20 protein-coding genes are annotated in these 23,674 nt (G+C 64.8%); 11 read left to right on the plus strand and 9 right to left on the minus strand.

The annotated features are described in order from the left end of the window. Window positions 1-70 precede the first annotated feature (70 nt). Window positions 71-1,303 (plus strand): FAD-dependent oxidoreductase, encoded by a 1,233-nt coding sequence (locus MTX19_RS21080; RefSeq protein WP_280979127.1) that lies wholly within the window; start codon window positions 71-73, stop codon window positions 1,301-1,303. Between the two features lie 33 nt (window positions 1,304-1,336). Here MTX19_RS21080 and MTX19_RS21085 read toward each other — a convergent pair whose 3' ends face one another. Next, a complete protein-coding gene (locus tag MTX19_RS21085) occupies window positions 1,337-2,524 on the minus strand; it encodes an aminotransferase class I/II-fold pyridoxal phosphate-dependent enzyme (protein ID WP_280979128.1) in 1,188 nt (395 codons plus the stop codon). A 227-nt stretch (window positions 2,525-2,751) separates the two neighbouring features. Between MTX19_RS21085 and MTX19_RS21090 the strand changes: the two genes are divergently transcribed. Further along, on the plus strand, window positions 2,752-4,158 hold the full coding sequence (locus MTX19_RS21090; RefSeq protein ID WP_280979129.1) for a M48 family metalloprotease: 1,407 nt from the start codon (window positions 2,752-2,754) through the stop codon (window positions 4,156-4,158). 86 nt (window positions 4,159-4,244) lie between these two features. Beyond that, window positions 4,245-5,012: a DsbA family protein gene (locus MTX19_RS21095; RefSeq protein ID WP_280979130.1), complete on the plus strand. Its 768-nt coding sequence runs from the start codon at window positions 4,245-4,247 to the stop codon at window positions 5,010-5,012. A 171-nt stretch (window positions 5,013-5,183) separates the two neighbouring features. On the opposite strand, the gene MTX19_RS21100 is transcribed toward MTX19_RS21095, so the two are convergent. Beyond that, the gene (locus tag MTX19_RS21100) at window positions 5,184-5,540 is read right to left on the minus strand and encodes a hypothetical protein (RefSeq protein ID WP_280979131.1); all 357 of its coding nucleotides are present in this window, start codon (window positions 5,538-5,540) and stop codon (window positions 5,184-5,186) included. A gap of 103 nt (window positions 5,541-5,643) precedes the next feature. Here MTX19_RS21100 and MTX19_RS21105 point away from each other — a divergent pair, with 103 nt between their 5' ends. From MTX19_RS21105 to MTX19_RS21135, 7 genes are all read left to right on the plus strand, one after another. Then, window positions 5,644-6,390: a DUF1236 domain-containing protein gene (locus MTX19_RS21105; protein WP_280979132.1), complete on the plus strand. Its 747-nt coding sequence runs from the start codon at window positions 5,644-5,646 to the stop codon at window positions 6,388-6,390. 297 nt (window positions 6,391-6,687) lie between these two features. Continuing rightward, window positions 6,688-7,149, plus strand: a complete 462-nt coding sequence (gene aroQ, locus MTX19_RS21110) for a type II 3-dehydroquinate dehydratase (protein WP_280979133.1) — start codon at window positions 6,688-6,690, stop codon at window positions 7,147-7,149. A 51-nt stretch (window positions 7,150-7,200) separates the two neighbouring features. Further along, window positions 7,201-7,686, plus strand: a complete 486-nt coding sequence (gene accB / locus MTX19_RS21115; RefSeq protein WP_280979134.1) for an acetyl-CoA carboxylase biotin carboxyl carrier protein — start codon at window positions 7,201-7,203, stop codon at window positions 7,684-7,686. An 86-nt stretch (window positions 7,687-7,772) separates the two neighbouring features. After that, window positions 7,773-9,131: an acetyl-CoA carboxylase biotin carboxylase subunit gene (accC, locus tag MTX19_RS21120; RefSeq protein ID WP_280979135.1), complete on the plus strand. Its 1,359-nt coding sequence runs from the start codon at window positions 7,773-7,775 to the stop codon at window positions 9,129-9,131. 100 nt (window positions 9,132-9,231) lie between these two features. Further along, the gene (locus MTX19_RS21125; protein ID WP_280979136.1) at window positions 9,232-10,764 is read left to right on the plus strand and encodes a CHASE3 domain-containing protein; all 1,533 of its coding nucleotides are present in this window, start codon (window positions 9,232-9,234) and stop codon (window positions 10,762-10,764) included. Further along, window positions 10,761-11,201 (plus strand): response regulator, encoded by a 441-nt coding sequence (locus MTX19_RS21130; RefSeq protein ID WP_280971814.1) that lies wholly within the window; start codon window positions 10,761-10,763, stop codon window positions 11,199-11,201. The genes MTX19_RS21125 and MTX19_RS21130 overlap by 4 nt, the downstream gene beginning before the upstream one ends. Then, window positions 11,198-12,280, plus strand: coding sequence for a histidine kinase dimerization/phosphoacceptor domain -containing protein (locus MTX19_RS21135; protein WP_280979137.1), 1,083 nt, complete (start codon window positions 11,198-11,200; stop codon window positions 12,278-12,280). The genes MTX19_RS21130 and MTX19_RS21135 overlap by 4 nt, the downstream gene beginning before the upstream one ends. A 17-nt stretch (window positions 12,281-12,297) precedes the next feature. Here the strand turns inward: MTX19_RS21135 and MTX19_RS21140 are convergent, their stop codons facing one another. The 7 genes from MTX19_RS21140 to MTX19_RS21170 all read right to left on the minus strand — a co-directional run bounded on the left by MTX19_RS21140 (window position 12,298) and on the right by MTX19_RS21170 (window position 22,856). Continuing rightward, window positions 12,298-12,618, minus strand: a complete 321-nt coding sequence (locus MTX19_RS21140) for a BA14K family protein (RefSeq protein WP_280984848.1) — start codon at window positions 12,616-12,618, stop codon at window positions 12,298-12,300. Window positions 12,619-12,638: 20 nt separating this feature from the next. Next, window positions 12,639-12,953: a hypothetical protein gene (locus MTX19_RS21145; protein WP_280979138.1), complete on the minus strand. Its 315-nt coding sequence runs from the start codon at window positions 12,951-12,953 to the stop codon at window positions 12,639-12,641. Window positions 12,954-12,961: 8 nt separating this feature from the next. Next, window positions 12,962-14,431: an efflux transporter outer membrane subunit gene (locus MTX19_RS21150; protein WP_280979139.1), complete on the minus strand. Its 1,470-nt coding sequence runs from the start codon at window positions 14,429-14,431 to the stop codon at window positions 12,962-12,964. A gap of 33 nt (window positions 14,432-14,464) precedes the next feature. Continuing rightward, on the minus strand, window positions 14,465-17,752 hold the full coding sequence (locus tag MTX19_RS21155; protein ID WP_280979140.1) for an efflux RND transporter permease subunit: 3,288 nt from the start codon (window positions 17,750-17,752) through the stop codon (window positions 14,465-14,467). Window position 17,753: 1 nt separating this feature from the next. Further along, window positions 17,754-20,861 (minus strand): MdtB/MuxB family multidrug efflux RND transporter permease subunit, encoded by a 3,108-nt coding sequence (locus MTX19_RS21160; RefSeq protein ID WP_280979141.1) that lies wholly within the window; start codon window positions 20,859-20,861, stop codon window positions 17,754-17,756. Then, the gene (locus MTX19_RS21165) at window positions 20,858-22,183 is read right to left on the minus strand and encodes an MdtA/MuxA family multidrug efflux RND transporter periplasmic adaptor subunit (protein ID WP_280979142.1); all 1,326 of its coding nucleotides are present in this window, start codon (window positions 22,181-22,183) and stop codon (window positions 20,858-20,860) included. Before MTX19_RS21165 ends, MTX19_RS21160 begins: the two co-directional genes overlap by 4 nt. 445 nt (window positions 22,184-22,628) lie before the next feature. Continuing rightward, entirely contained in the window at window positions 22,629-22,856 is a 228-nt protein-coding gene (locus tag MTX19_RS21170) for a hypothetical protein (RefSeq protein ID WP_280979143.1), read from the minus strand. Window positions 22,857-22,890: 34 nt separating this feature from the next. On the opposite strand from MTX19_RS21170, the gene aat reads away from it, so the two are divergent. Further along, on the plus strand, window positions 22,891-23,571 hold the full coding sequence (gene aat / locus MTX19_RS21175; RefSeq protein ID WP_280979144.1) for a leucyl/phenylalanyl-tRNA--protein transferase: 681 nt from the start codon (window positions 22,891-22,893) through the stop codon (window positions 23,569-23,571). Window positions 23,572-23,674 lie beyond the last annotated feature (103 nt).

Here is a 23,674-nt window from a genome sequence, read left to right on the forward strand (position 1 = left end):
GCCCGGCTCAACCCGGGCGTTTTTTATCTGGCGGGTGCAGCGCAGGCCCACCCCACGGAGACAGGCTTCAATGCAAAGTGCGATCGTTCTTGGCGGCGGCATGGTGGGTGTCAGCACGGCGCTGCACCTGCAACGTCGCGGCTGGTCGGTCACGCTTGTCGACCGCAAGGAGCCGGGCCGTGAAACCAGCTACGGCAATGCCGGGATCATCCAGAGCGAGGCCGTTCGTCCCTATCCGATGCCGCGCGATCTCGTCACGCTCGCGAAGATCGCGACTGGCCGCACCAACGACGTGCACTATCGCCTGGCCTCGCTGCCCCGGCACGCCGGCCCGCTGCTGCGCTATTGGTGGCACTCCACGCCCGAGCGGCACCGCGAAGCCACCGCGGCCTGGGCGCGCCTGATCGCCTATGCCACCGCGGAGCACGACACGCTGATCCGCGAGGCCCATGCCGACAACCTGATCCGCCGCGCAGGCTATCGCCTGCTTCACCGCGACCCGGCGGCGCTCGAGCGTGCGATTGCCACCGCGGAAGAGAACGAGCGCGACTACGGCGTCAAGTTTCGCATTCTGAGCGGCAGCGAGCTTGCCAAGGCCGAACCGATCCTGCGCGATGACCTTCCCGGCGCCATTCACTGGCTCGATCCCTGGACCGTGTCCGATCCCGGCGGCCTCGTCTCGGCCTACGCCGCATTGTTCGAACGCCTCGGCGGCACCGTCCTGCGCGGCGATGCACAGACGCTGACGGAGACCTCATCCGGGTGGTCGCTCGACACCGCTGCGGGCCGCATCGATGCAGCCAACGCGGTGATCGCGCTCGGGCCCTGGTCTCCCCAATTGCTGCACCGGTTCGGCTTCCGGATCCCGCTGGTGCGCAAGCGCGGCTACCACATGCACTACCACGGCGGCCACTCGCTCGACCTGCCGCTGGTCGATACCGCGATGGGTTACGCGATGGCGCCGATGGCCAGGGGAATCCGCATCACCACGGGCGCAGAGCTGACCGGCCCTGACGCTCCGGCCACGCCGGTCCAACTCGGCCATGCGGAAGCCGCCGCGCGCGGCCTGCTCGATATCGGGAAGCGCGTCGAACCCGAGCCCTGGTACGGCACACGTCCCTGCACGACCGACATGCTACCGGTGCTCGGCCGCGCGCCGCGCCATCGCGGCCTCTGGACAAATTTCGGCCACGGCCATCAAGGCTTCACGCTCGGCCCTGCCACGGCCCGGCTGCTCGCCGAAATGATGAACGGCGAGGCATCCCCCGTGGACGCCACGCCGTATCGGCCGGATCGGTTCTGATCTCGCGCGCAATCTGTCCGCCGTCAGCGCGAGTTACTTGAGCCAGCGCGCGATGCGCGCGACCGCTTCCTGCATCTCCGCCGCGGAACGCGCATAGGAGAAACGGATGAAGGCCCGGCCGTGGATCGGATCGAAATCGACGCCCGGGGTCGCCGCGACATGCGCCTTATCCAGCATCTCGCTTGCGAAGGCGAAGCTGTCCGAGGTGAAATCGGAGACGTCGGCGTAAAGATAGAATGCGCCGTCGGCCGGCAGGAATTTCGTGAGACCCGCCTTCGGCAGGCCCTCGATCAGGATGCGGCGGTTCTCCTGATAGCCGCGCTTGATCGCTTCCATCTCCTCGCGCCCCTCGAATGCCGCCTCGGCCGCGACCTGCGACAGCGTCGGCACCGAGATCGAGAGGTTCTGCTGCAGCCGCTCGATCGGCCGCACCAGCACATCCGGCACCACCATCCAGCCGACGCGCCAGCCGGTCATGCAGAAGTATTTCGAGAACGAGTTGATGACGAGCGCGTTCGGCGACAGCTCGGCCGCGGTCACCGCCGGAAACGCGTAATCAAGTCCGTGATAGATCTCGTCGGAGATGAAACGGATGCCCGCGCTGTCGGCAGCGGCCATCAGGTTCGACAGCGCCTCGCGCGACATCATGGTGCCCGTCGGGTTGGCGGGGCTGCCGACCAGCACGCCTTTCAGCGGCGACTTGCGATGGGCGGCGAGCAGCGCCTCGCCGGTCAGCGCATGGCGGGTGTCGCCGGTGGTTTCGATCAGCACCGGTTCGCAGCCGAGCGCCGTCAGGATGTGGCGGTACGGCGGATATCCCGGCACTGTGACCGCTACCCGGTCGCCCGGCTCGAACATCGACAGAAACGCCAGGATGAATCCACCCGACGAGCCCGTGGTGACGATGATGCGCTGCGCATCGACCGAGCAGCCATATGTGTCGCGATAGTGACGCGCGATGCGCTCGCGCAAGGACGGGATGCCGAGCGCCGACGTGTAGTCGATCCGCCCGTCTTGAAGCGCGGCCTGCGCAGCCGCGATCGCCGGTTTCGGCGCGGGTGCGGCAGGCTGCCCCACCTCCATGTGGATGACGTGGCCGCCGGCCGCCTCGATTCGCGCGGCCGCAGCCATCACGTCCATCACCATGAAGGGCGGAACGTCGCTCCGCCGGGACGCGGTCAACAAGCTGTTCGCACGGTCTCTCAGTGTCGCATCAAGCATGGATTTCTGCTATTTGGGCGGCCGCAGCCGAATTCAGGTTCCCGCACCGGCTACCGCCCCAGACTGGCCGCATTCGGTGGCTCCTTATAACGTTTTCAGTCGAACTGAATACCGGATCGCGTGAAGAAAAACTGCAAAAACAACAGACTGTGCCACGCTCCTGGTCCAATCAGGGCGGGAATCAGGCTTTGCCTTTTCGCGGCCGGCCATCGCCGATAGATCGCCTCATGCTGTTCCGCCTCGCCCTTCGCACCAGGACGTTCAAGCTGACCGCGCTGCTGACGGCGGTCGCGCTCGCGGTCGGCCCCGTCGCCACCGCGCAAGCGCAGCAGTCCAAGGGCCCGCCCGTGCTGCGCGATACCGAGACCGAGCAGCTTCTGCGCGAGTATACGCGGCCGATCCTGCGCGCCGCGGGCCTGGAGAAGCAGAACATCCAAGTCGTGATCATCAACGACAGTGCGTTCAACGCCTTCGTCGCCGACGGCCGCCGTATCTTCGTGAATTACGGCGCGCTGCTGCAGTCGGAAACGCCGAACCAGATCATCGGCGTGCTCGCACACGAAACCGGCCATCTCGCCGGCGGCCACCTCGCCAAGCTGCACGAGCAGCTTGCGCGGGCGCAAACACAGATGATCATCGCCATGTTGCTCGGCGCCGGCGCCATGGCCGCGGGCGCGCGTGGCGGTTCCAACAATGGCCTGACCAATGCCGGCGCCGCCGCGTTCTCGGCGCCACAGTCGATGATCCAGCGCTCGCTGTTGTCCTACCAGCGCCAACAGGAGGAGAACGCCGACCGCGCCGGCGTGAAGTTCCTGACCGCGACCGGTCAATCCGCCAAGGGCATGTACGAGACATTCAAGCGCTTCACCGATGAGAGCCTGTTCGCCTCGCGCGGCGCGGATCCCTATCTGCAGTCACACCCGATGCCGGTCGACCGTGTCGAGGCGCTGGAGGGGCTCGCGCGCTCCAGCCCCTACTGGGACAAGAAGGACGATCCTGCGCTGCAGCTTCGCCACGACATGATGCGCGCCAAGATCTCAGGCTTCATGGAGCGGCAGGACACGGTCTACCGCCGCTATCCGCTCACCAACAACAGCCTGCCCGCGCGTTACGCGCGCGCCATCACCACCTATCTGCACGGCGACCTGCGCTCCGCGATCTCACAGATCGACAGCCTGATCCAGGCACAGCCCAACAATCCCTATTTCTATGAGCTGCGCGGCCAGGCGCTGCTCGAGGGCGGCAAGCCGGCGGACGCGATCGCGCCGCTGCGCAGGGCGGTGCAGCTCTCGAACCGCGCACCGCTGATCGAGATGCTGCTCGGCCAGGCGCTGGTCGCCTCGGACAACAAGGCGTATACGGACGAGGCGATCAACATGCTGCGCGCCGCAGTCGCCCGCGAGCCTGAGGCGCCACTCGGCTATACCCAGCTTGCCATGGCCTATGGCCGCAAGGGCGACTACGCGGAGGCGGACCTTGCGTCCGCGCAGGCCGCCTATCTTCGCGGCGACACCAAGACCGCCCGCGAGCTAGCGTCGCGCGCAAAGACCCGGTTTGCGATCGGCACTCCCGGCTGGGTCAAAGCTGACGACATTGTGAGCGCCAAGCCCATGCCGGGCCAGAAAAACAACTAGAAATAAACCGTAGTTCCATACAACGATCACCGAAACCGGCTCATGGTCCTGCTATATTTAGAGCCACGTCCAACAAGGATTTGTCCATGCCAGCGCTCCGCTTTCTTGCTCCTGCCCTCCTCGCGCTCGGCGTTTGCGCCGCGCCGCTGCCGGCGTCGGCCCAGAGCTTCACCGACACCCAGCGCAGCGACATCGAGAGCATCGTGCGCAACTACCTGGTCTCGCATCCCGAGGTGCTCGAGGAAGCGATGAACGAGCTCAGCAAACGGCAGGCGGCCGCGGAAGCCGAGAAGCATGAGCAAAATGTCGCCAAGAACGCCGACACCATCTTCAACTCGCCGCGCGGCGTCACGCTCGGCAACAAGGACGGCGACGTCACCTTCGTCGAGTTCTTCGATTACAATTGCGGCTACTGCAAGCGCGCGATGGCCGACATGCTCGACCTGATGAAATCGGATTCGAAGCTGAAGGTCGTGCTGAAGGAATTCCCGGTGCTGAGCCAGGGCTCGGTCGAGGCCGCGCAGGTCGCGGTTGCCGTGCGCATGCAGGATCCGACCGGAAAGAAATATCTCGAGTTTCACCAGAAGCTGCTGGGCGGCCGCGGTGCCGCCGACAAGGCGCGCGCGCTCGCGGTTGCCAAGGATGTCGGCCTCGACATGGCGAAGCTCGAGAAGGATATGACGAGCCCTGAGGTAAAGGCGACCATCGAGGAGAACTTCCGCCTCGCCGAAGCCATGGGCATGAACGGCACGCCGAGCTACGTGATCGGCAAGCAGGTCGTGGTCGGCGCGGTCGGCCTCGACAATCTCAAGGAAAAGATCGGCATCGCGCGCTGCGGCAAGGCGACCTGCTGACCGGCTGCGATCAAGCAATCCCGTCGACTGCAAATCCGGCTGCGGCGCAGCCGGATTTTTTTTGGGCACGTCCCCTCCGAACCAGTTCGGCGCAGGCCGCAACTAACGGCCGTCGCCAACCACGGAAGACGCACCTCATGACCCTGGCCGCGCCAGCCATCGCCTACGATCTCACGCCACATCACCGACATCGGACACCACGCGTACGGCATTGCGCTGGCGACACGCGACCGCGATCCCAATGCCGGTAAACCGCCGCGCGATCATCTGCTGCACAAGGATGAGCTCGGCGACTACATAGCGCCCTGCACCCAAGAAGGCATTGCGCGAAACCTCGATCGATTCCTCGGCCGCAACCATCTCGGCGGCACGATGTTTCCGAACCAGCGGACGCCGAGTTTCACCGCGACCTATCTCGAGATCGAGGAGTATTTCGGCGGGTTCAACTTCGGCGGAGGGAATGCGCAGCTCGATCTCGCTACCATGGAGTTCGATTGGGCCTGCGACTGAAGCGCTCTGCGCGTTCATCGCGCATTCACGAAACCGGCCGCGTGGAACCTCGGATCGCTAGGAACATCGCAGATGCTCTCTCGTTGTCGGCGCGGGCAATGCCGAAACGAGGAGGAATATGATGACTAACCGCTTTCTGATTTCGGTCGCTGCGGCGGCCCTGATCGCTGGCACGGGTCTCGCGAATGCGCAGGGCGCAGGCGGCACCGGCAAGGAATCGCCTGGAGCCGGCGGCGGCGTGACCATGCAGCACAATGCACCGTCCAGTGGCGCGTCATCGGGCACCATGCAGCACGATAAGGGCGGCATGAAGGGCTCCGAGCATTCCACGACTGGTCAATCTCCGAGCGCTCAATCCCCGAGGGGTGCGGAGTCCGAGAAGGGCGGCCCTGCCACCAAGGGCGCACAAGAGAATATGCAGAAGCCGAAGGGCATGAACCCGGAGAACGAGACGACAAAGGGCTCCAAGGGCATGAAGGCTGAGGGACGCGACAAGAGCGGCGCAACGACGGACCAGAATGCGCAGACCCGGAATCCGACCGACACCAACCGCGCGCAAAGGAACGAGGGCCGTTCGCAGACCACAACCGGCAACGCGGCGACCTCGGCGACTGCGGCTCCTCCGGCGGAGAAGCGCAGCCAGATTTCGACCGCGATCAAGTCGGAGCGCGTGAGCGAGGTCACCAATGTGAACTTCAACGTGGCGGTCGGCACCCGCGTTCCGGCCAGCGTCCGCTTCTATCCGCTGCCGGAGCGAGTCGTGACGATCTATCCGCAATGGCGTGGTTATGACTTCATCCTGGTGCACGGACGCTACCTGATCGTGCAACCGGAGACCCACGAGATCGTCTACATCATCGAGGGCTGAACCCGGGCCTCGGCGCGAGGGTGCCGTGACGGGCCCTCGCCTACTTTCGACCCCGCCCTTCTGGGCGGGGTCTTGCTATCGGGCGCCCCCCGGAATGGGCAGTGGATGGCGGGCGGGACTCCCGCCGCGGGCGCCTTCCGCGGGATTTGGTTAACCAGCATTTTCAGGGGGTTATCGCTGCCGTCTGACAGCCAAGACGAACCTGTTGAAGACCTTCGGATTCCACCTAAAGGCTTCCCCTGCGGCCGGTTGTTACCTATAACCCGCCTCACTCCACCCCTTCGTCGGAACCTCGGAATGGCTGCTGCCGGAACGATCTATGTGCTGAACGGCCCGAACCTCAATCTGTTGGGGACGCGCGAGCCCGAGACCTATGGCCATGCCACCCTCGCCGATGTCGAAAAGCTGTGCGCGGACACCGCCCGGCAGTTCGGCCTTGCCGCCGATTGTCGACAGTCCAACCGCGAGGGCGAACTGATCGACTTCATCCACGAGGCCCATGCCAAGAAGGCGGTCGGAATCATCATCAACGCCGGCGGCTATTCCCATACCTCCATCGCGCTACACGACGCGCTGATTGCGGTGAAAATCCCAGCCGTCGAGGTGCATGTGAGCAACATCCATGCCCGCGAGAGCTACCGGCATCGTTCGTTCACTGCTAAAGCGGCGTTCGCGTCGCTTTGCGGCTTTGGCATCGACGGCTACCGGCTCGCGATCCTCGGGCTCGCCACCAAGATCGGCGCCAAGGCAAAGACTTAAGCGTCAATCCTGACGTTCCCCGTCACCAGACAGAGATTCCGGATCAAGATCATGGCGCGCCAGCCAGACGACAAATCAGCGGCAAAATCCACGAGCGACGACAGCGCCCTCATTCGCGAGCTCGCGCATCTGCTTGCCGAGACCAACCTGACCGAAATCGAGATCGAGCGCGCCGGACTGCGCGTGCGCGTCGCACGCAACGTCAGCATCGCCGCCTCCGTGCCGAGCATCCCGGTTCAGGCGGCCGTCGCAGCGCCGGTCGCGGTCCCGGCCGCGGCGACGGCCAACGATCTCGCAAAGCACCCGGGCGTCGTCCCCTCGCCGATGGTCGGCACCGCCTATTGGGCGCCGGAGCCCGGCGCCAAGCCATTCGTTGAAGTCGGCACGAAAGTGTCTGCCGGCCAGACGCTCCTGATCATTGAGGCGATGAAGACGATGAACCAGATTCCGTCGCCGCGCGCCGGCACCGTGACGCAGATCCTCGTCGAGGACGGCCAGCCCGTCGAATTCGGCGAGCCGCTCGTCATCATTGAATAGCGAATGGTGGGTGGCGAATAGCGAATGGTTGATGAAATAATGCTCCATTCGCTACTCGCGACCGGCTACTCGCCCCTTGGGACGCCATGTTCGACAAGATCCTCATAGCCAATCGCGGCGAGATTGCGCTCCGCGTGCTGCGCGCCTGCAAGGAGCTCGGCATCTCCACCGTCGCGGTGCACTCCACCGCGGACGCCGACGCCATGCATGTGCGGCTCGCCGACGAGAGCGTCTGCATCGGGCCGCCGCCCTCGAAGGATTCCTACCTCAACGTGCCAGCGCTGCTCGCGGCCTGCGAGATCACCGGGGCGGATGCCGTGCATCCCGGCTACGGCTTCCTGTCCGAGAACGCGCGCTTCGCCGAGATCCTCGCCGATCACAATCTGCACTTCATCGGCCCCAAGGCCGAGCACATCCGCCTGATGGGCGACAAGATCGAGGCCAAGAAGACCGCCAAGCGCCTCGGCATTCCCGTGGTGCCTGGCTCGGACGGCGCGGTGACGTCGGAAGACGATGCGATGGCGATCGCGAAGTCGATCGGCTTCCCGGTGCTGGTGAAGGCGGCCGCCGGCGGCGGCGGCCGCGGCATGAAGGTCGCCCACACCGAGGCTGACCTGGCGCTCGCGCTGTCGACCGCGGCCAACGAGGCCAAGTCGGCGTTCGGCGACGCCTCGGTCTATCTGGAAAAATACCTGCAGAAGCCGCGCCACATCGAGATCCAGATTCTCGGCGACGGCCGCGGCGGCGCCATCCATCTCGGCGAGCGCGACTGCTCGTTGCAGCGCCGTCACCAGAAGGTCTGGGAGGAAGGCCCCTCGCCGGTGCTCGCTGCCGCCGCGCGCGCCAAGATCGGCGAGACCTGCGCCAAGGCGATGCGGGACATGAAGTATCTCGGCGTCGGCACTATCGAATTCCTCTACGAGGACGGCGAATTCTATTTCATCGAAATGAACACGCGCATCCAGGTCGAGCACCCCGTAACCGAAAGCATCACCGACATCGATCTGGTGCTGGAGCAGATCAGGATCGCCGCCGGCGGCGACCTCCCGGCGAGACAGGATGACATCGCCATCATCGGCCACGCCATCGAGTGCCGCATCAATGCGGAGAACCCGCAGACCTTCCGCCCTTCGCCCGGACGGATCACGCAATTCCATCCGCCGGGCGGCCTCGGCGTGCGGATCGATTCCGCCGTCTATCAAGGCTACATGATCCCGCCCTATTACGATTCGCTGGTCGGCAAGCTGATCGTGCACGGCAAGACCCGCGGCGAATGCCTGATGCGGCTGCGCCGGGCCTTGGACGAGATGGTGGTCGACGGGATCGAAACGACGTTGCCGTTGTTCCGCGCCCTGGTCCGCGAGCCCGACATCATCGAGGGCGACTACCACATCCACTGGCTGGAACAGTATCTCGCGGGTCAACCTGCCGAGCCGCCGAAATAATCCGGCGGCCCCGTGGAACCCGAGCCTTGCTCAAGCGTATCATTGAGTTAATGGCTTGCCCCGGGGCTCAATTGAACTCCATTGATTTGACGAGACGATCGTGACGCTGGGGGCTTCACGGCGGCGCAGTGCCCTGCAAATCCTGCTCCTCTCGGCGGGCTTTCTGGTGCTGGTCGCGGTCAGCGTGGCCTCGGTGCTGCTGGTGAACAAGGCGCGCGAGGACAACGCCTCGGTGGTCCATACCGTCGAGGTCGAGAGCCAGATCGCGACCCTGCTGGTTGAGATCCGCCGTGCCGAAAGCGCCACCCGGGCGTATCTGCTGACATCCGCGCCGCAACATCTGGCGGAATATCAGTCTGCCGCGACAGGCATCCCGGCTGCGCTCGACCATCTCACAAAGATCACCGCCGACAATCCGACGCAGGTCGCCAACAGCGAAAAACTCAAGATCGCGATCGATCGGCGCCTGTCCGAGCTCGCCCGCGACATCGACCACGCCAAAAACAACGACATTACCGACAGCATCGCCGACCTGCGCAGCACCGCGTCAACGGATGCGGTGGCGGCGATCGCGCGGATCGGCAGCGACATGCGCACCGAGGAGAACCGCCTGTTCGCGATGCGCACCGAGACCGCGGACAAGACCCAGGTCCTGGCGTCCTCGGTCACCATCGCAGGCTCCTGCATGGTGCTGGCGCTCGCCGGCTTCTCGATCGTGCTGCTGCGGCAATCCTCACGGGCCCGCGACGAGGCAGAGGCGAAGCTGCGCGACATCAACGTCAACCTCGAAGCGACCGTCGACGAGCGCACTGCCGACCTGCGCGAGGCCAACGAGGAGATCCAGCGTTTCGCCTATATCGTCAGCCACGATCTGCGGTCACCGCTGGTCAACATCATGGGCTTCACCAGCGAGCTGGAAGAACTCCGCGGCGACATCTTCCGGCGCATCGCGACGCTCAACCGCTCCGCGTCGCTCGCGTCGGCGATGCCGGATGATGCTACCGATACCGCCGAGCCCGAACTGGAAGGCTCCGACAAGCAACTGTCCGACGATTTCAGCGAGTCGCTCGGCTTCATCAAATCCTCGATCGCCAAGATGGACCGGCTGATCACCGCGATCCTCAATCTCACCCGCGAAGGTCGGCGCGAGTTCAAACCGGAGCCGATCGACGTCCGTGAGCTGATCGACGGCATCGTCAAGACGGTTGCCCACCAGGCCGCAGAGAGCAACACCACCGTCGAAATCGGTTCACTGCCTGATATCGTCAGCGACCGGCTGGCGATCGAGCAGATCTTCTCCAACCTGATCGACAACGCGCTGAAATACCTCAGGGACGGCGTCCCCGGCGAGATTACGATCGAGGGCCGCACCAAGCTCGGCTTTGCGATCTACGAGATCGCGGACAATGGCCGCGGCATCGATCCGAAGGACCATCAGCGCATCTTCGAACTGTTCCGCCGCGCCGGAACCCAGGACAAGCCCGGCCAGGGTATCGGTCTCGCCCATGTCCGCGCACTTGTGCGCAGACTAGGAGGCACCATGTCGGTAGCATCGGAGCTTCACAGCGGCAGCACCTTCACGATAACACTGCCTATCAATTGGACAGGCAAGAACCGGGACAGAGCTTCATGAGCAATCCAGTCACCATCATCATGATCGAGGACGATGAGGGCCATGCTCGCCTGATCGAACGCAACATCCGGCGATCGGGGGTCAACAACGAGATCATTCCGTTCGCGAATGGCACGGCGGCTGTCAACTATCTCTTCGGCAAGGACGGCACCGCAGCCGAACGCATGGGCCAGGCGCTGCTGATCCTGCTCGATCTCAATCTGCCCGACATGACCGGCATCGATATCCTGAAGCGGGTCAAGGAGAACAAGTTTCTCAAGTCGACGCCGGTCGTGGTGCTGACCACGACAGATGATTCCCAGGAAATCAAGCGCTGCTATGAGCTCGGTTGCAATGTCTATATCACCAAGCCGGTGAATTACGAAAGCTTTGCCAACGCCATTCGCCAGCTCGGGCTGTTCTTCTCCGTGATTCAGGTTCCGCCCGCTTCAACATGACCAGCGCGACGCCGACACTGCTCTATATCGATGACGATGCGACCCTTGCGCGGCTGGTCGAACGCGGGCTGACGCGCGCGGGCTTCAAGGTCGTGCACGCCGCCGACGGCCAGGAAGGCCTCGTTCGTCTTGCTCAGGGCGGCATCGACGTCATCGCGCTCGACCAGTACATGCCCGGCGCCGATGGACTGGAGACGCTGGAGCAGATCCTGAAGATTCCGGATGCGCCGCCGGTGGTGTTCGTCACCGCCTCGCAGGACTCCGCAATCGCCGTCACCGCGCTGAAGGCCGGCGCCGCAGACTACCTGGTCAAGGACGTCAGGGGCGAATTCATCCCCCTGCTCCAGGTCGCAGTGAACGGCGCGATCCGACGCGCTGCGATCCAGAAGGCGCGCGACGAGGCTGAGGCGGAGGTGCACGCCTCGCGGGATCGCTACGCGGCGCTCGCCGCCGAACGCGAGGTCCTGCTGCGCGAAGTCAACCACCGCGTCGGCAATTCACTGCAGATCATCGCCTCGCTGCTGCATTTGCAGGCCAACTCCGCGACCCAGGACGACGTGAAGGCCGCCCTGACCAACGCCATGGGCCGTGTTGCCGCGGTCGCGCAGGTGCACCGCCGCCTCTACACCTCGCAGGACTTCAAGACGGTGATGCTGAACCAGTATCTCGAAGCGCTGCTCGAGGATCTCAGGCGATCGACCGAAGGCAACAAGATGTCGCGGCTGACGCTGAACGCCGGCCCGATCGAGATCGACCCGGATCGCGCGGTCGCGATCGGCATCATCGTCAACGAGCTCGTGATGAACGCGGTGAAATACGCCTATCCCGACGGCGCCGGCCCGATCGATGTCGAGCTCAAGCCGGAGGGCGACGATCTCCTGCTGTCGATCAGCGACGAGGGCGTGGGCTTCGACGACAAGGTCGATCCGCGCGGCACCGGCATGGGCCAGCGCATCGTCACCGCAATGGCCGCCAAGCTCGACGCCAGCGTCGAGCGCGACCCCGCCCACAATGGCACGAAGGTGCTGGTCCGATTCCGCCGCGTCGTCGCGACGCCGCAAACCGCGGCGGTAAAATAGGCCGCCCTCGCCTTCGCTCAGTCGTGGTGAGACCGGTGCCGCCGCTTCCTGTGCGGGCCGCAATTCCGGCACGGCGCGGCAAAGACCACCTGCGACGGATATGGCCGCGCCGAGCGCCATGGCGTCGCTCCGAACAGGCCCGCCGCGCCGAAGCCGGCACTAAAGGGATCCGCGGCAAAATTGCCCGGGAAATAGCCATTGGTCCGGAAGTCGCGATCGTCGTCCCTGCCGTCGAAAGACCAGCCGCTGGTATTGCCAAAGCGCAGCGGTCGCGGATGCTGCGCGGATGCTGCGCCGACGCATAGCGCGATGGCGGCACAGGCAACGAGCCCTTTCATTGCGGTCACGGCTGCGCTCCTCATGGCCGAATGGTCCCCCAGTCACCCTTCCAGGCAATCAGATGCCCTCTGCCAAACTGCAGATAGAGCCCGTCGCTGCGGTTCGCGAATATGCTCCCCTTGACATTGGGCAGCGCGACGAAGAGTTCGTTGCCGGGGCGGCCGCGGACGTAGTTCAGCGGCGCGCCAAGCGCCCGGCTGGCCTGATCGACCGTCATGCCGAAGGTGAGCGGGACGCTGTTGGGCCCAAGTCGCTGTTGCGCGCGGGACGTGCCTGACGGAACGGCCAGCGCGATACCAAGGCCAACGACCACAAGTCCAATCAACCGTTGCATGGCCGTCCTCATTGCAGCGCCGCCAGCGTGCCGGTCGGCGTCCAGCCGCCGCCGAGCGCCTGGAACAGGCTGCTGGCCGCCAGCAGCTTGTTGAGCCTGACCGTGACCAGATTGTTTTCAGCCGTGAACAGCGTCTGCTGCGCCTGCAGCACGGTGATGAGGTTGACAGTGCCGCCGCGCAACTGCACCTCGGCGACCTCGAACGCCTTGCGCGAACTGGCCACCACGTCGGACTGCAGGCGCTCCTGCAGCGTGTACTTCTGCAGCGCGATCAGCGCTTTCTCGACGTCGGCGAAGGCCGACAGCACGGCCTTGCGATAGGCCTGCAATTCTTGCAGCTGCTGGCCCTTGGCGAGCTTGAGCTGGCTCTCCAGCAGGAAGCCGTCGAACAGCGGCTGGGTCAGACTGGCAGCGAGCGTGTAGTACCACGCGCCCGGAGCGAACAACGAGGCGAGCGCCGCGCTCTGGAAGCCGGTGGTGCCGGTCAGCTGGATCTGCGGGAAGAAGGCTGCGCGCGCGGCCTCGACACTGAAATTGGATGCGGCGAGCTGCGCCTCGGCATGGCGGATATCGGGCCGCTGGTAGAGCAACTCCGACGGCAACCCGGGTGTGACGCGCGGGACCGCGATCTGCGTGGTGCTGCCGCCGCGCACGGTGAAATTGGCCGGCGCACGCGCCACCAGCAGGGCGAGCGCGGCCGTGTTCTGCGCCACCGTCACCTCGAGCGGCGGGATCGCCGCGCGCTGGGTCGCGACCAGCGCCTCCTGCTGCGACACGTCGAGCTGTGAGGCGGTGCCGCCGGCGAATTGCTGCTTGATCAGCCCAAGGATGCGCTCGGCCGCGGCCAGGTTGCGGCGCGTCACCTTGATCTGGTCCTGTGCCGCAAGCAGCTGGAAATAGGTGTTGGCGACGGTCGCCATGGTGGTCAACGCCACCACCTCGCGATTGTAGCGGGCAGCCGTGGCGCTCTCCTCCGACGAGGCCAGCGTCGCGCGGTTCTTGCCCCAGAAATCGACAATGTAGCTCGCACTCAGCCCGACATTGAACTGTGAGAACGTCCCGCTGGCGCCGCTCGACGAGCTCGATCCCCTTGCCAGATGCTCGCGCTCGGCGGTGGCCGAGCCGGTGACGGACGGCAGCAGCGCGGCGCCGGAGACGCCAACCTGCGCGTCGGCCTGTACGATCTGGGCGATCGCGACCGCGATATCGAGATTGTACTCCTGCGCCGATTCCATCAGCTTGGTCAGTTCGGCGGAGCGGAAACCGCGCCACCAGCCGAGCGCCGGAACGGCGGCATCGGCGTCACCTTTGCCGGCGGTCTTATAGCTTGCCGGCACTTCGAGATTGAGTTCGGGGCGCTCCGACCCCGGGATGCAGCCCGACAGGCCGAGGCCGACCCCCACCAGCATCACCAGCGCGGGCCGCTTGCCAGGACGGAACGTCCGCCCGCGCGAAGAACGGGCAGACCTTCGCGCCATCTGAAAATTTCGCAACGCTGTGACTATCGGCATTTACTCGCCCGCTTGGAGAGACCCTGGAAGCCGTGTTGCATTGCCGCCACGCCGTACGCGTTGGGCCCACAGGCGGAACCGATCGAGATAGAGATAGATGACCGGCGTCGTATAGAGTGTCAGGACCTGGCTCAGGATCAGCCCGCCGACGATGGCGATGCCGAGCGGCTGACGCAGCTCGCCTCCTTCGCCCATGCCCACCGCCAGCGGCATGGCGCCCAGCAGCGCAGCCATGGTCGTCATCATGATCGGACGGAAGCGCAGCAGGCACGCCTCACGAATGGCCTCGAGCGGCTCCAGCCCACGCTTGCGCTCCGCCTCCAGGGCAAAATCGATCATCATGATGGCGTTTTTCTTCACAATGCCGATCAGCAGGATGACGCCGATCAGCGCCATGATACTGAACTCGGTCTTGAATGCCATCAGCGCCAGCAAGGCGCCCACACCTGCGGAGGGCAGTGTGGATAGAATCGTCAGCGGGTGGACATAGCTTTCGTAAAGCACCCCCAGCACGATGTAGATCGTCACCAGCGCCGCCAGGATCAGGAACGGCTGGTTGTTGAGGGAATCCTGGAACGCCTTGGCCGTGCCCTGAAATGTGCCGCGGATCGTGGCCGGGACGCCGATCCGGTTCATGGTGGCCTCGATGCTGGCGACCGCGGTGCTCAGCGAGACGTTGGGCGGCAGGTTGAACGAGATGGTGTTGGCGACCAGCAGGCCCTGGTGATTGACCGCCAGCGGGGTCGCGCCTTGCTTGAAGCTGGCCACCGCCGAAAGCGGGATCATCGTCTCGCTGCTGGTGCTGACCGCCGATCCGGTCGAGGCGACGCCCTTCCCCGTCGCACCGATCGAGTTGGTGGCCTGATTGCGCGCGGCCTGGGCGTTGGCCGCACTAGTCGCGCTCGAGCTTCCGGGCGCCGCCACCGTCCCCGCCACAGCATTGGTCGACTGTGAGCCGCCGACCGACCCGCCCGACTTACTGATGTAGACGTCCTTGAGCGTCTCCGGGTTCTGCCAATAGCGCGGCGCCACCTCCATGATGACGTGATACTGGTTGCGCGCGACATAGATCGTCGAAACCTGCCGCTGGCCGAATGCATCATAGAGAGTGTTGTCGACCTGGCTCACGGTAATTCCGAGCCGGGCCGCCGCGTCGCGGTCGATCACGAGGTCGGATTCCAGGCCCTTGCTCTGCTGGTCGCTGTTGACGTCGGCCAGGTTCGGATCATGTTGCAGGGCCGCCGCGATCTTCGGCGTCCATTCATTGAGCTCCTGTAGCGTCGACCCCTGCAGCGTGTACTGGTACTGCGCGTTGGAGGCCCTGCCGCCGACGCGGATATCCTGCACCGCCTGCAGGAACAGGCTCGCGCCCGGGACGACCGACATCTCGCGCCGCAGCCGCCTGATCACACCATCGGCGCTGATCTTGCGCTGATCGAGCGGACGCAGGGAGACGAACACGAACCCGGAGTTCGTCTGTCCGCCACCCGTGAAGCCGACCGCCGTCTCCACCGCCGGATCGCTCTTGATGATGTTGACGTACTGCGCGAGCTTCTGCTGCATCAACTGGAACGACACGCTCTGGTCGGCCTGGATCGAGCCGACCAGCCGCCCCGTGTCCTGCTGCGGGAAGAAGCCCTTCGGGATTACATCGTAGAGATAGAAATTCAGGCCGAACACGGCCGCCAGAACCAGCATCACCGACAGCGGGTGCTGCAACGCGGCAGTGAGCGTCCTGCGGTAGAAGTTCAGCATGCCCTCGAAGAAGCGCTCGCTCGCCCAATAGAGCCGCCCGTGGCTCCGGCCGCTTTCGGGCTTCAGCAGGACGGCGCACATCATCGGCGTGGTCGCGAGCGAAATCGCGAGCGAGATCAGGATCGAGATCGAGATCGTCATCGCGAATTCGCGGAACAGCCGGCCGACGATCCCCGCCATCAGCAGGATCGGGATGAACACCGCGATCAGCGAGATGCTCATCGACAACACGGTGAACCCGACCTCGTTGGCCCCCTTGAGTGCCGCCTGGAGCGGGCTCATCCCCTCCTCGATGTAGCGGGTGACGTTTTCCAGGACGACGATGGCGTCGTCGACGACGAAGCCGGTCGCGACCGTCAACGCCATCAGGGACAGATTGTCCAGGCTGTAGCCAATCAGATACATCGCCCCGAAGGTCGCGACCAGCGACACCGAGACCGCGACCACCGGGATGAAGGTGGCTCGCGCATTGCGCAGGAACGCGAACACCACGATGACGACCAGGAGCACGGCGAGGACCAGCGTTCGCTCCACGTCGTGCAGCGAGGTGCGGATGGTCACTGAGCGGTCGACCGCCAGGCCGATGTCGATCGCCGGCGACACCGAGGCCTTGAGCTGCGGCATCAACCCCTTCACCAGATCGACGGTGCTGATGATGTTCGCGTTCGGCTGCCGGTAGAGGATGATCAGCACCGCCGGCTTGCCGTTGGCAAGGCCCGAGTTGCGCAGGTTCTCCACGCCGTCGACCACCTCGCCGACGTCGGTGAGATGAACCGCAGCTCCATTGCGGTAGGCCACGATCAGCGACTTGTAGTCGTCCGCCTTTTTGGCTTGGTCATTGGCGTAGATCTGGTAGCGTTGGTCGCCGACATCGATCCCGCCCTTCGGACTGTGGGCATTGGCGTTCGACAGCGCGGCGCGAACGTCCTCAAGCCCGATGCCATATTTGTAGAGCGCTTGCGGGATGAGCTCTACCCGGACGGCCGGCAGCGAGCTGCCGCCGACCACCACCTCGCCGATCCCCTCGACCTGCGACAGCTTTTGCGCCAGCACGGTGGACGCCGCGTCGTAGAGATCGCCGCGCGTCAGGGTATCGGACGTCAGAGTCAGAATCAGGATCGGCGCGTCGGCCGGATTGACCTTCCGGTAGGTCGGATTGGAGCGCAGGCTGGTCGGCAGGTCGGCCCGCGCCGCGTTGATCGCAGCCTGCACGTCGCGCGCCGCGCCGTTGATGTCGCGGTTGAGCCCGAACTGCAGCGTGATGCGGGTCGCGCCGACGGAACTGGACGACGTCATCTCGGTGACGTCTGCGATCTGGCCGAGATGCCGCTCCAGAGGGCTTGCGACCGTTGTCGCCACATCCTGCGGGCTGGCTCCGGGCAGCGTCGCCCGTACAGAGATGGTCGGGAAATCCACCTGCGGCAGCGGCGACACCGGCAGCTTGAAGAACGCCACCACCCCGGCCGCTGCGAGCCCGAGAGTCAGCAGCGTCGTGGCCACCGGCCGCCGGATGAAGGGTGTTGACGGATCCATCTCAGTGCGACCCGCTTGCCTCGCCGACCTCCCCCGATCGCCCCGAAAACCGGATCGCGAGACGATCGAACCAGAGATAGATGACCGGCGTCGTGAACAGGGTGAGCAGCTGGCTCACCAGCAGGCCGCCGACGATCGAGATGCCGAGCGGATGCCGCAACTCGGAGCCCGCGCCGGTTCCGATCATCAACGGCAGCGCGCCGAGCACCGCGGCCATCGTCGTCATGATGATCGGCCGGAAGCGCAACAGGCACGCCTGGTAGATCGCCTCGCGCGGCGGCTTGCCCTCGTTGCGCTCGGCATCCAGCGCGAAGTCGATCATCATGATCGCGTTCTTCTTCACGATACCGATCAACAGGATGATGCCGATAATCGCGACGATGGTGAGGTCCTGCTTCGCCATCATCAGCGCCAGCAGCGCGCCGATGCCGGCAGAAGGCAGGGTCGACAGGATCGTGACCGGATGGATGAAGCTCTCATAGAGCACGCCGAGCACGATGTAGACCGTGATGATCGCCGCGAGGATCAGGAAGAGCTGGTTGGACAGCGACGACTGGAACGCCAGCGCAGCGCCCTGGAAGCTGGTGATGACGCCGAGCGGCTGGCCGATGTCGATCTGGGCCTGCTTGATCGCCGCCACCGCCTCGCCCAGCGAGGCACCGGGCGCGAGGTTGAACGACACCGTCGCCGACGGGAACTGGCCGAGATGCGAGACCTGTAGCGGCGCGGTCTCCTCGCGCATCTTCGCCATCACCGACAATGGCACCGGCGTAGACCCCACCGAGGACGGCAGGTAGATCGACGACAGCGATTGCAGCGAGTTCTGCAGGGTCGGATCGGCCTCCAGGATCACGCGGTACTGGTTCGAATTGGTGAAGACGGTGGAGACGATGCGCTGGCCGTAGGAGTCGTAGAGCGCGTTGTCGATCGTCGCCGGTGTGATCCCGAACCGCGCCGCCTGGTCGCGGTCGATCTCGACGAACACCGAAAGGCCCTGCGCCGAGATATCGCTGGTGACGTCGCTAAGCTGCGGCAATTCGCGCAGCTTGTCGACCAGCTTCGGTGTCCATTCGGCGAGCTGGGCCGGATCGGCATCCTGCAGGATGAACTGGTATTGCGTCCGGCTCACCGTGCCTTCGATCGTGAGATCCTGGACCGGCTGCATGTAGAGCGAGATTCCGGTCAGCGACGCGGTGCTCGCCTTGATCCGCTCCATGACCGTCGCGATGCCGGACTTCCGCTGCTCATGCGGCTTCAGGTTGATCAGGATGCGGCCGCTATTGAGCGTGGTGTTGGTGCCGTCGACGCCGATGAAGGACGACAGGCTGTCCACGTCCGGGTCCTTCAGGATCACGCTGGCGAGCTGCTGCTGGCGCTGGGCCATCGCCGCATAGGAGACCGATTGCGGCGCCTCCGAGATCGCCTGGATCACGCCGGTGTCCTGCAGCGGAAAGAAGCCCTTGGGGATGATGACGTAGAGCCACGCGGTCAGGCCGAAGGTGGCGAGCGCGATCAGCAGCACCAGGGTCTGGCGATCCAGCACCCAGTTGAGCATCCGGCCATAGATCGCGATGACGAAGTCGAACCCTTCCCGGCTGAGCCGCTGGAAGGTGTTTTCCTGCGCCGCATCCTCCGCCTTCAAAAGCTTGGCGCAGGCCATCGGCACCAGCGTGAGCGACACCACCGCGGAGATGAGGATCGTCACCGACAGCGTGATGGCGAATTCGCGGAACAGGCGGCCGACGACGTCGCCCATGAACAAGAGCGGGATCAGCACCGCGATCAGCGACACCGTCAGCGAGATGATGGTGAAGCCGATCTGCTCGGAGCCACGCAACGCCGCCTGCAACGGCGATTCACCTTCCTCGATGTAGCGCGAGATGTTCTCGATCACGACGATGGCGTCGTCGACCACGAATCCGGTCGCGATGGTGAGGGCCATCAGCGACAAATTGTTCAGGCTGAAGCCGAACAGATACATCGCCCCCAGCGTACCGACCAGCGACAGCGGCACCGACAGGCTCGGGATCAGGGTGGCGCGGGTCGAGCGCAGGAATACGAAGATCACCAGCACGACCAGGATCACCGCAAGCGACAGTTCATATTCGACGTCGCGGACCGAGGCCCGGATCGTCACGGTGCGGTCGGTCAGGATGTTGAGGTCGATCGCGGCCGGCAGCGTCGCCTGCAGTTGCGGCAGCAGCGCCTTGATCCCTTGCACAACCGAGATGACGTTGGCGCCGGGCTGGCGCTGGATGTTGAGGATGATCGCCGGCGTCTCGTTCATCCAGGCGCCGAGCTTGTCGTTCTGCGCCCCCTCGACGACATCGCCGACGTCGCTGAGCCGGACCGGCGAGCCGTTCTTGTAGGCAACGATCAGCGACCTGTAGTCGGCCGCATTGCGGATCTGGTCGTTGGCGTTGATCGTATGGGCGCGCATCGCGCCGTCGAAATTGCCCTTCGGCGTATTGACGTTGGCATTGCCGAGCGTGGTGCGGAGATCGTCGATATTGAGGCCGTAGGCAGCGAGCTTGCGGATGTCGGCCTGGATGCGCACCGCGGGCCGCTGGCCACCGCTGATGCTGACGAGGCCGACGCCGGCAAGCTGCGAGATTTTCTGCGCCAGCCGCGTGTCGACGAAATCCTCGACCTTGGTCAGCGGCATGGTCTTCGAGGTCAGGCCGAGCGTCAGGATCGGGGCGTCGGCTGGATTGACCTTGGCATAGATCGGCGGCGCCGGCAGGTCCGACGGCAGGAGATTGCCCGCGGCGTTGATCGCGGCCTGCACCTCCTGCTCGGCGACATCGAGCGAGATCGACAGGCCGAACTGCAAGGTGATGACGGAAGCGCCGGCCGAACTGACCGAGCTCATCTGGTTCAGGTTCGGCATCTGGCCGAACTGCACCTCGAGCGGCGCCGTCACCGACGACGTCATCACGTCGGGGCTGGCGCCGGGATAGAAGGTTTGCACCTGGATGGTCGGGTAGTCGACCTCAGGCAGCGCCGCCACGGGGAGGAATCTGAACGCCAGCATGCCCGACAGCATGATGGCGATCATTAGCAGGGTCGTCGCCACCGGCCGCAGGATGAATGGACGCGACGGGTTCATTGCTTCCGTCCGTCCTCGGAGCGCTTGCTCTTGCCACCACCTGTCTTCTCAGGATCAGCCCCTTTGGCGCCCGCCTTGGTATCTCCCTTGGCGCCGCCCTTGGCCGCGGCGGCGGGATTGGCGACGTCGGCCGCCGAGCGAACGATCACCTTCGCGCCCTCGCGCAGCTTGTCGGCGCCGTCGATCACGACGCGATCGCCGGGCGAAAGCCCCGAGAGCACTTCGACGCGGTCGCCGTCGGTGACGCCGAGCTTCACGGGCTTGACCGACACGGTGCTGTCGGCATTCACGAGATAGACGAAGGTGCCGGGCACGCCGCGCTGGATTCCGGCGCTCGACATCGTCGTGACATCCTTGTGCGTGTCGAGCAGCAGGCGGACGTTGACGAACTGGTTCGGATACAGCGTGCGCTGGTCGTTCTCGAACTTGGCGCGCAGCTTGATCGTGCCTGTGGTCGGATCGATCTGGCTGTCGAAGGTCTGCAGCGTTCCCTCGGCGAGCTTATTGGTGCCGCTGCGGTCGTAGGCCGCGGTCGGCAACACAGCGCCCTCACGCAGCCGCTTCGCGACCGCCTGCAGATTGTCCTCCGGCAAGGTGAACAGCACGCTGACCGGTTCGAGCTGCGTGATCACGACGATGCCGCTGGTGTCTCCCGGGGTCACGTAGTTGCCGAGATCCACCTGGCGCAGACCGACGCGGCCGTTGATCGGCGACACGATGTGGCAGTACGCCAAATTGACCTCGGCCGATTTCACCGAGGCGCGGTCGGCTTCCACAGTGCCCTGATACTGCGCGACCAGCGCGATCTGGGTGTCGAGCTGCTGGTGCGGCACCGCATTCTGCGCGGCGAGGCCCTGGTAGCGGGTCAGGTCGACCTGGGCGCCCTTGAGTTGCGCTTCGTCGCGCGCGAGCTGACCTTTGGCCTGTGCCAGTGTTGCCTCATAGGGACGAGAATCGATCTCGGCGATCAGATCGCCCCTCTTGACCTCATCGCCTTCCTTGAAATCGACCTTCATCAGGTAGCCGCTGATCTGGCTCCTGATCGTCACCGTGGCGAGCGACGTCACGGTCCCGAGCGCATTGAGGCTGACGCCGATGTCGCCCTTGGCGACGGTCTCCGGCACGATCGACATCGGCGCGCTGTTGCGTCCACCGCCGGCCTGTTGCGGCGCGCTCTGGTGCCGCGTCCACCAGACGATGCCGGCAAGCAACAGCAACACGATCAACGTCGTCAGCACGACCCGGCCACGCGATGTCCGCCCGGTCCGCTTGGGCGTGTCAGTTGATGGAACGATGGTCCGATCTTTTATCTGCTGGTCCATGAGGTGCTCACGAAGAAACTCGAACGAGCTCGCGCGATTCTATGCGTCCCCTGAACCCGCGCGCGCCACGCTCGAGAAAGCATTTTGAACGCTTCCGGAAGACAAAGCGCATTAATAATCGGAAAGGAGGTGTCTACTCCACCGCCCATCGATCTCGCCTTTCACGCTGCGCCGTTTGCCAGTTTACCTGATGGTCTGCAAGCGGGGCAACACAATCAGCAACAATCCGACAAAGTAGGTCACATCAAAGGCAGCCGAACGCCTGAAAGTGTTCAAACGTGATCGCGCTGAAGCCGCCAATTCGCGAGAGCTTTGTCAGTGGTACGCGCGATCATGATCATTCATGGCGCGATGGCGACTCTATCGTGAGCGGCGAACCGGCGCGACTGCCAGCGATCTGTGTGTCAGCGCGTCACGCTCTTCGACTGGCTGCAACTCGTTGGCGTCACAATCCACGGACAGCCGGCCATGCCACACACCGTGCAAAGGTGATGACAATTTCGTGCAGCAGCCCCTCGCCTGCCTGGAAGGTCGGAAACGCAACCGCCATGTCGCAAAGCGGCACCGCCAATTTTGGTCGCAATTTGGCGTCGCGCCGCAGCGCCCGACCTGGCGGCACGGCCTGAAAGGAACCGCATCCGGTCAACACTGCACAAACATCGATGTGGGCCATCGCGTCGCCGCCCGGTGTTTGCTATCCTGCGCTCATGACGTCGCGCGACTCCGCCTCTTCCGAAATCACGCCCGAAGTGCTGCTGCGCGCCTACGCCTGCGGCATCTTTCCGATGGCGGAGAGCGCCGACGACCCGACCCTGTTCTGGGTCGAGCCCGAACTGCGCGGCGTGATTCCGCTCGATGGCTTCCGCGTCGCCTCGCGGCTGGCGCGCACCGTGCGCTCGGATGCGTTCACGGTCACGGTCGACACCGCGTTCAAGGCCGTGATCGCAGGCTGCGCGGCGCCGCATCCCGGCCGTGACGACACCTGGATCAACAAGCGTATCCGCGATCTCTATGTCGGCCTGAACACGCTTGGCCATTGCCACAGCGTCGAGGTGTGGCAGGACGACAATCTGGTCGGCGGGCTCTATGGCGTGAGCCTCGGCCGCGCCTTCTTCGGGGAAAGCATGTTCCACACCGCGCGCGACGCATCGAAGGTCGCGCTGGTGCATCTGGTGGCGCGTCTGATCGTCGGGGGGTTCGAACTGCTCGACACGCAGTATGTGACCGAGCACCTGAAGACGTTCGGTGCGATCGAGATTCCACGCCGCCGCTATCGCGCGCTGCTCGACAAGGCGATCACAGGTGCGCGCGGAGATTTCCGCAAGCTCGACGTCACGCAGCCGATCAGAGGCGCGGACGCCCTCGCCATCATCGCCCAGCGCAATTGATCAGGTAGCCCCCGGATGGAGCCGACAGGTCGCGCGACCGCGCGCCCGATGACAGGCTCCGCGCAATCCGGGATAGATGTAGCCGCAGAGTGAGAGCCCTGGA

The organism is Bradyrhizobium sp. ISRA464, assembly GCF_029910095.1.
In the GTDB taxonomy this organism is placed as follows: domain Bacteria; phylum Pseudomonadota; class Alphaproteobacteria; order Rhizobiales; family Xanthobacteraceae; genus Bradyrhizobium.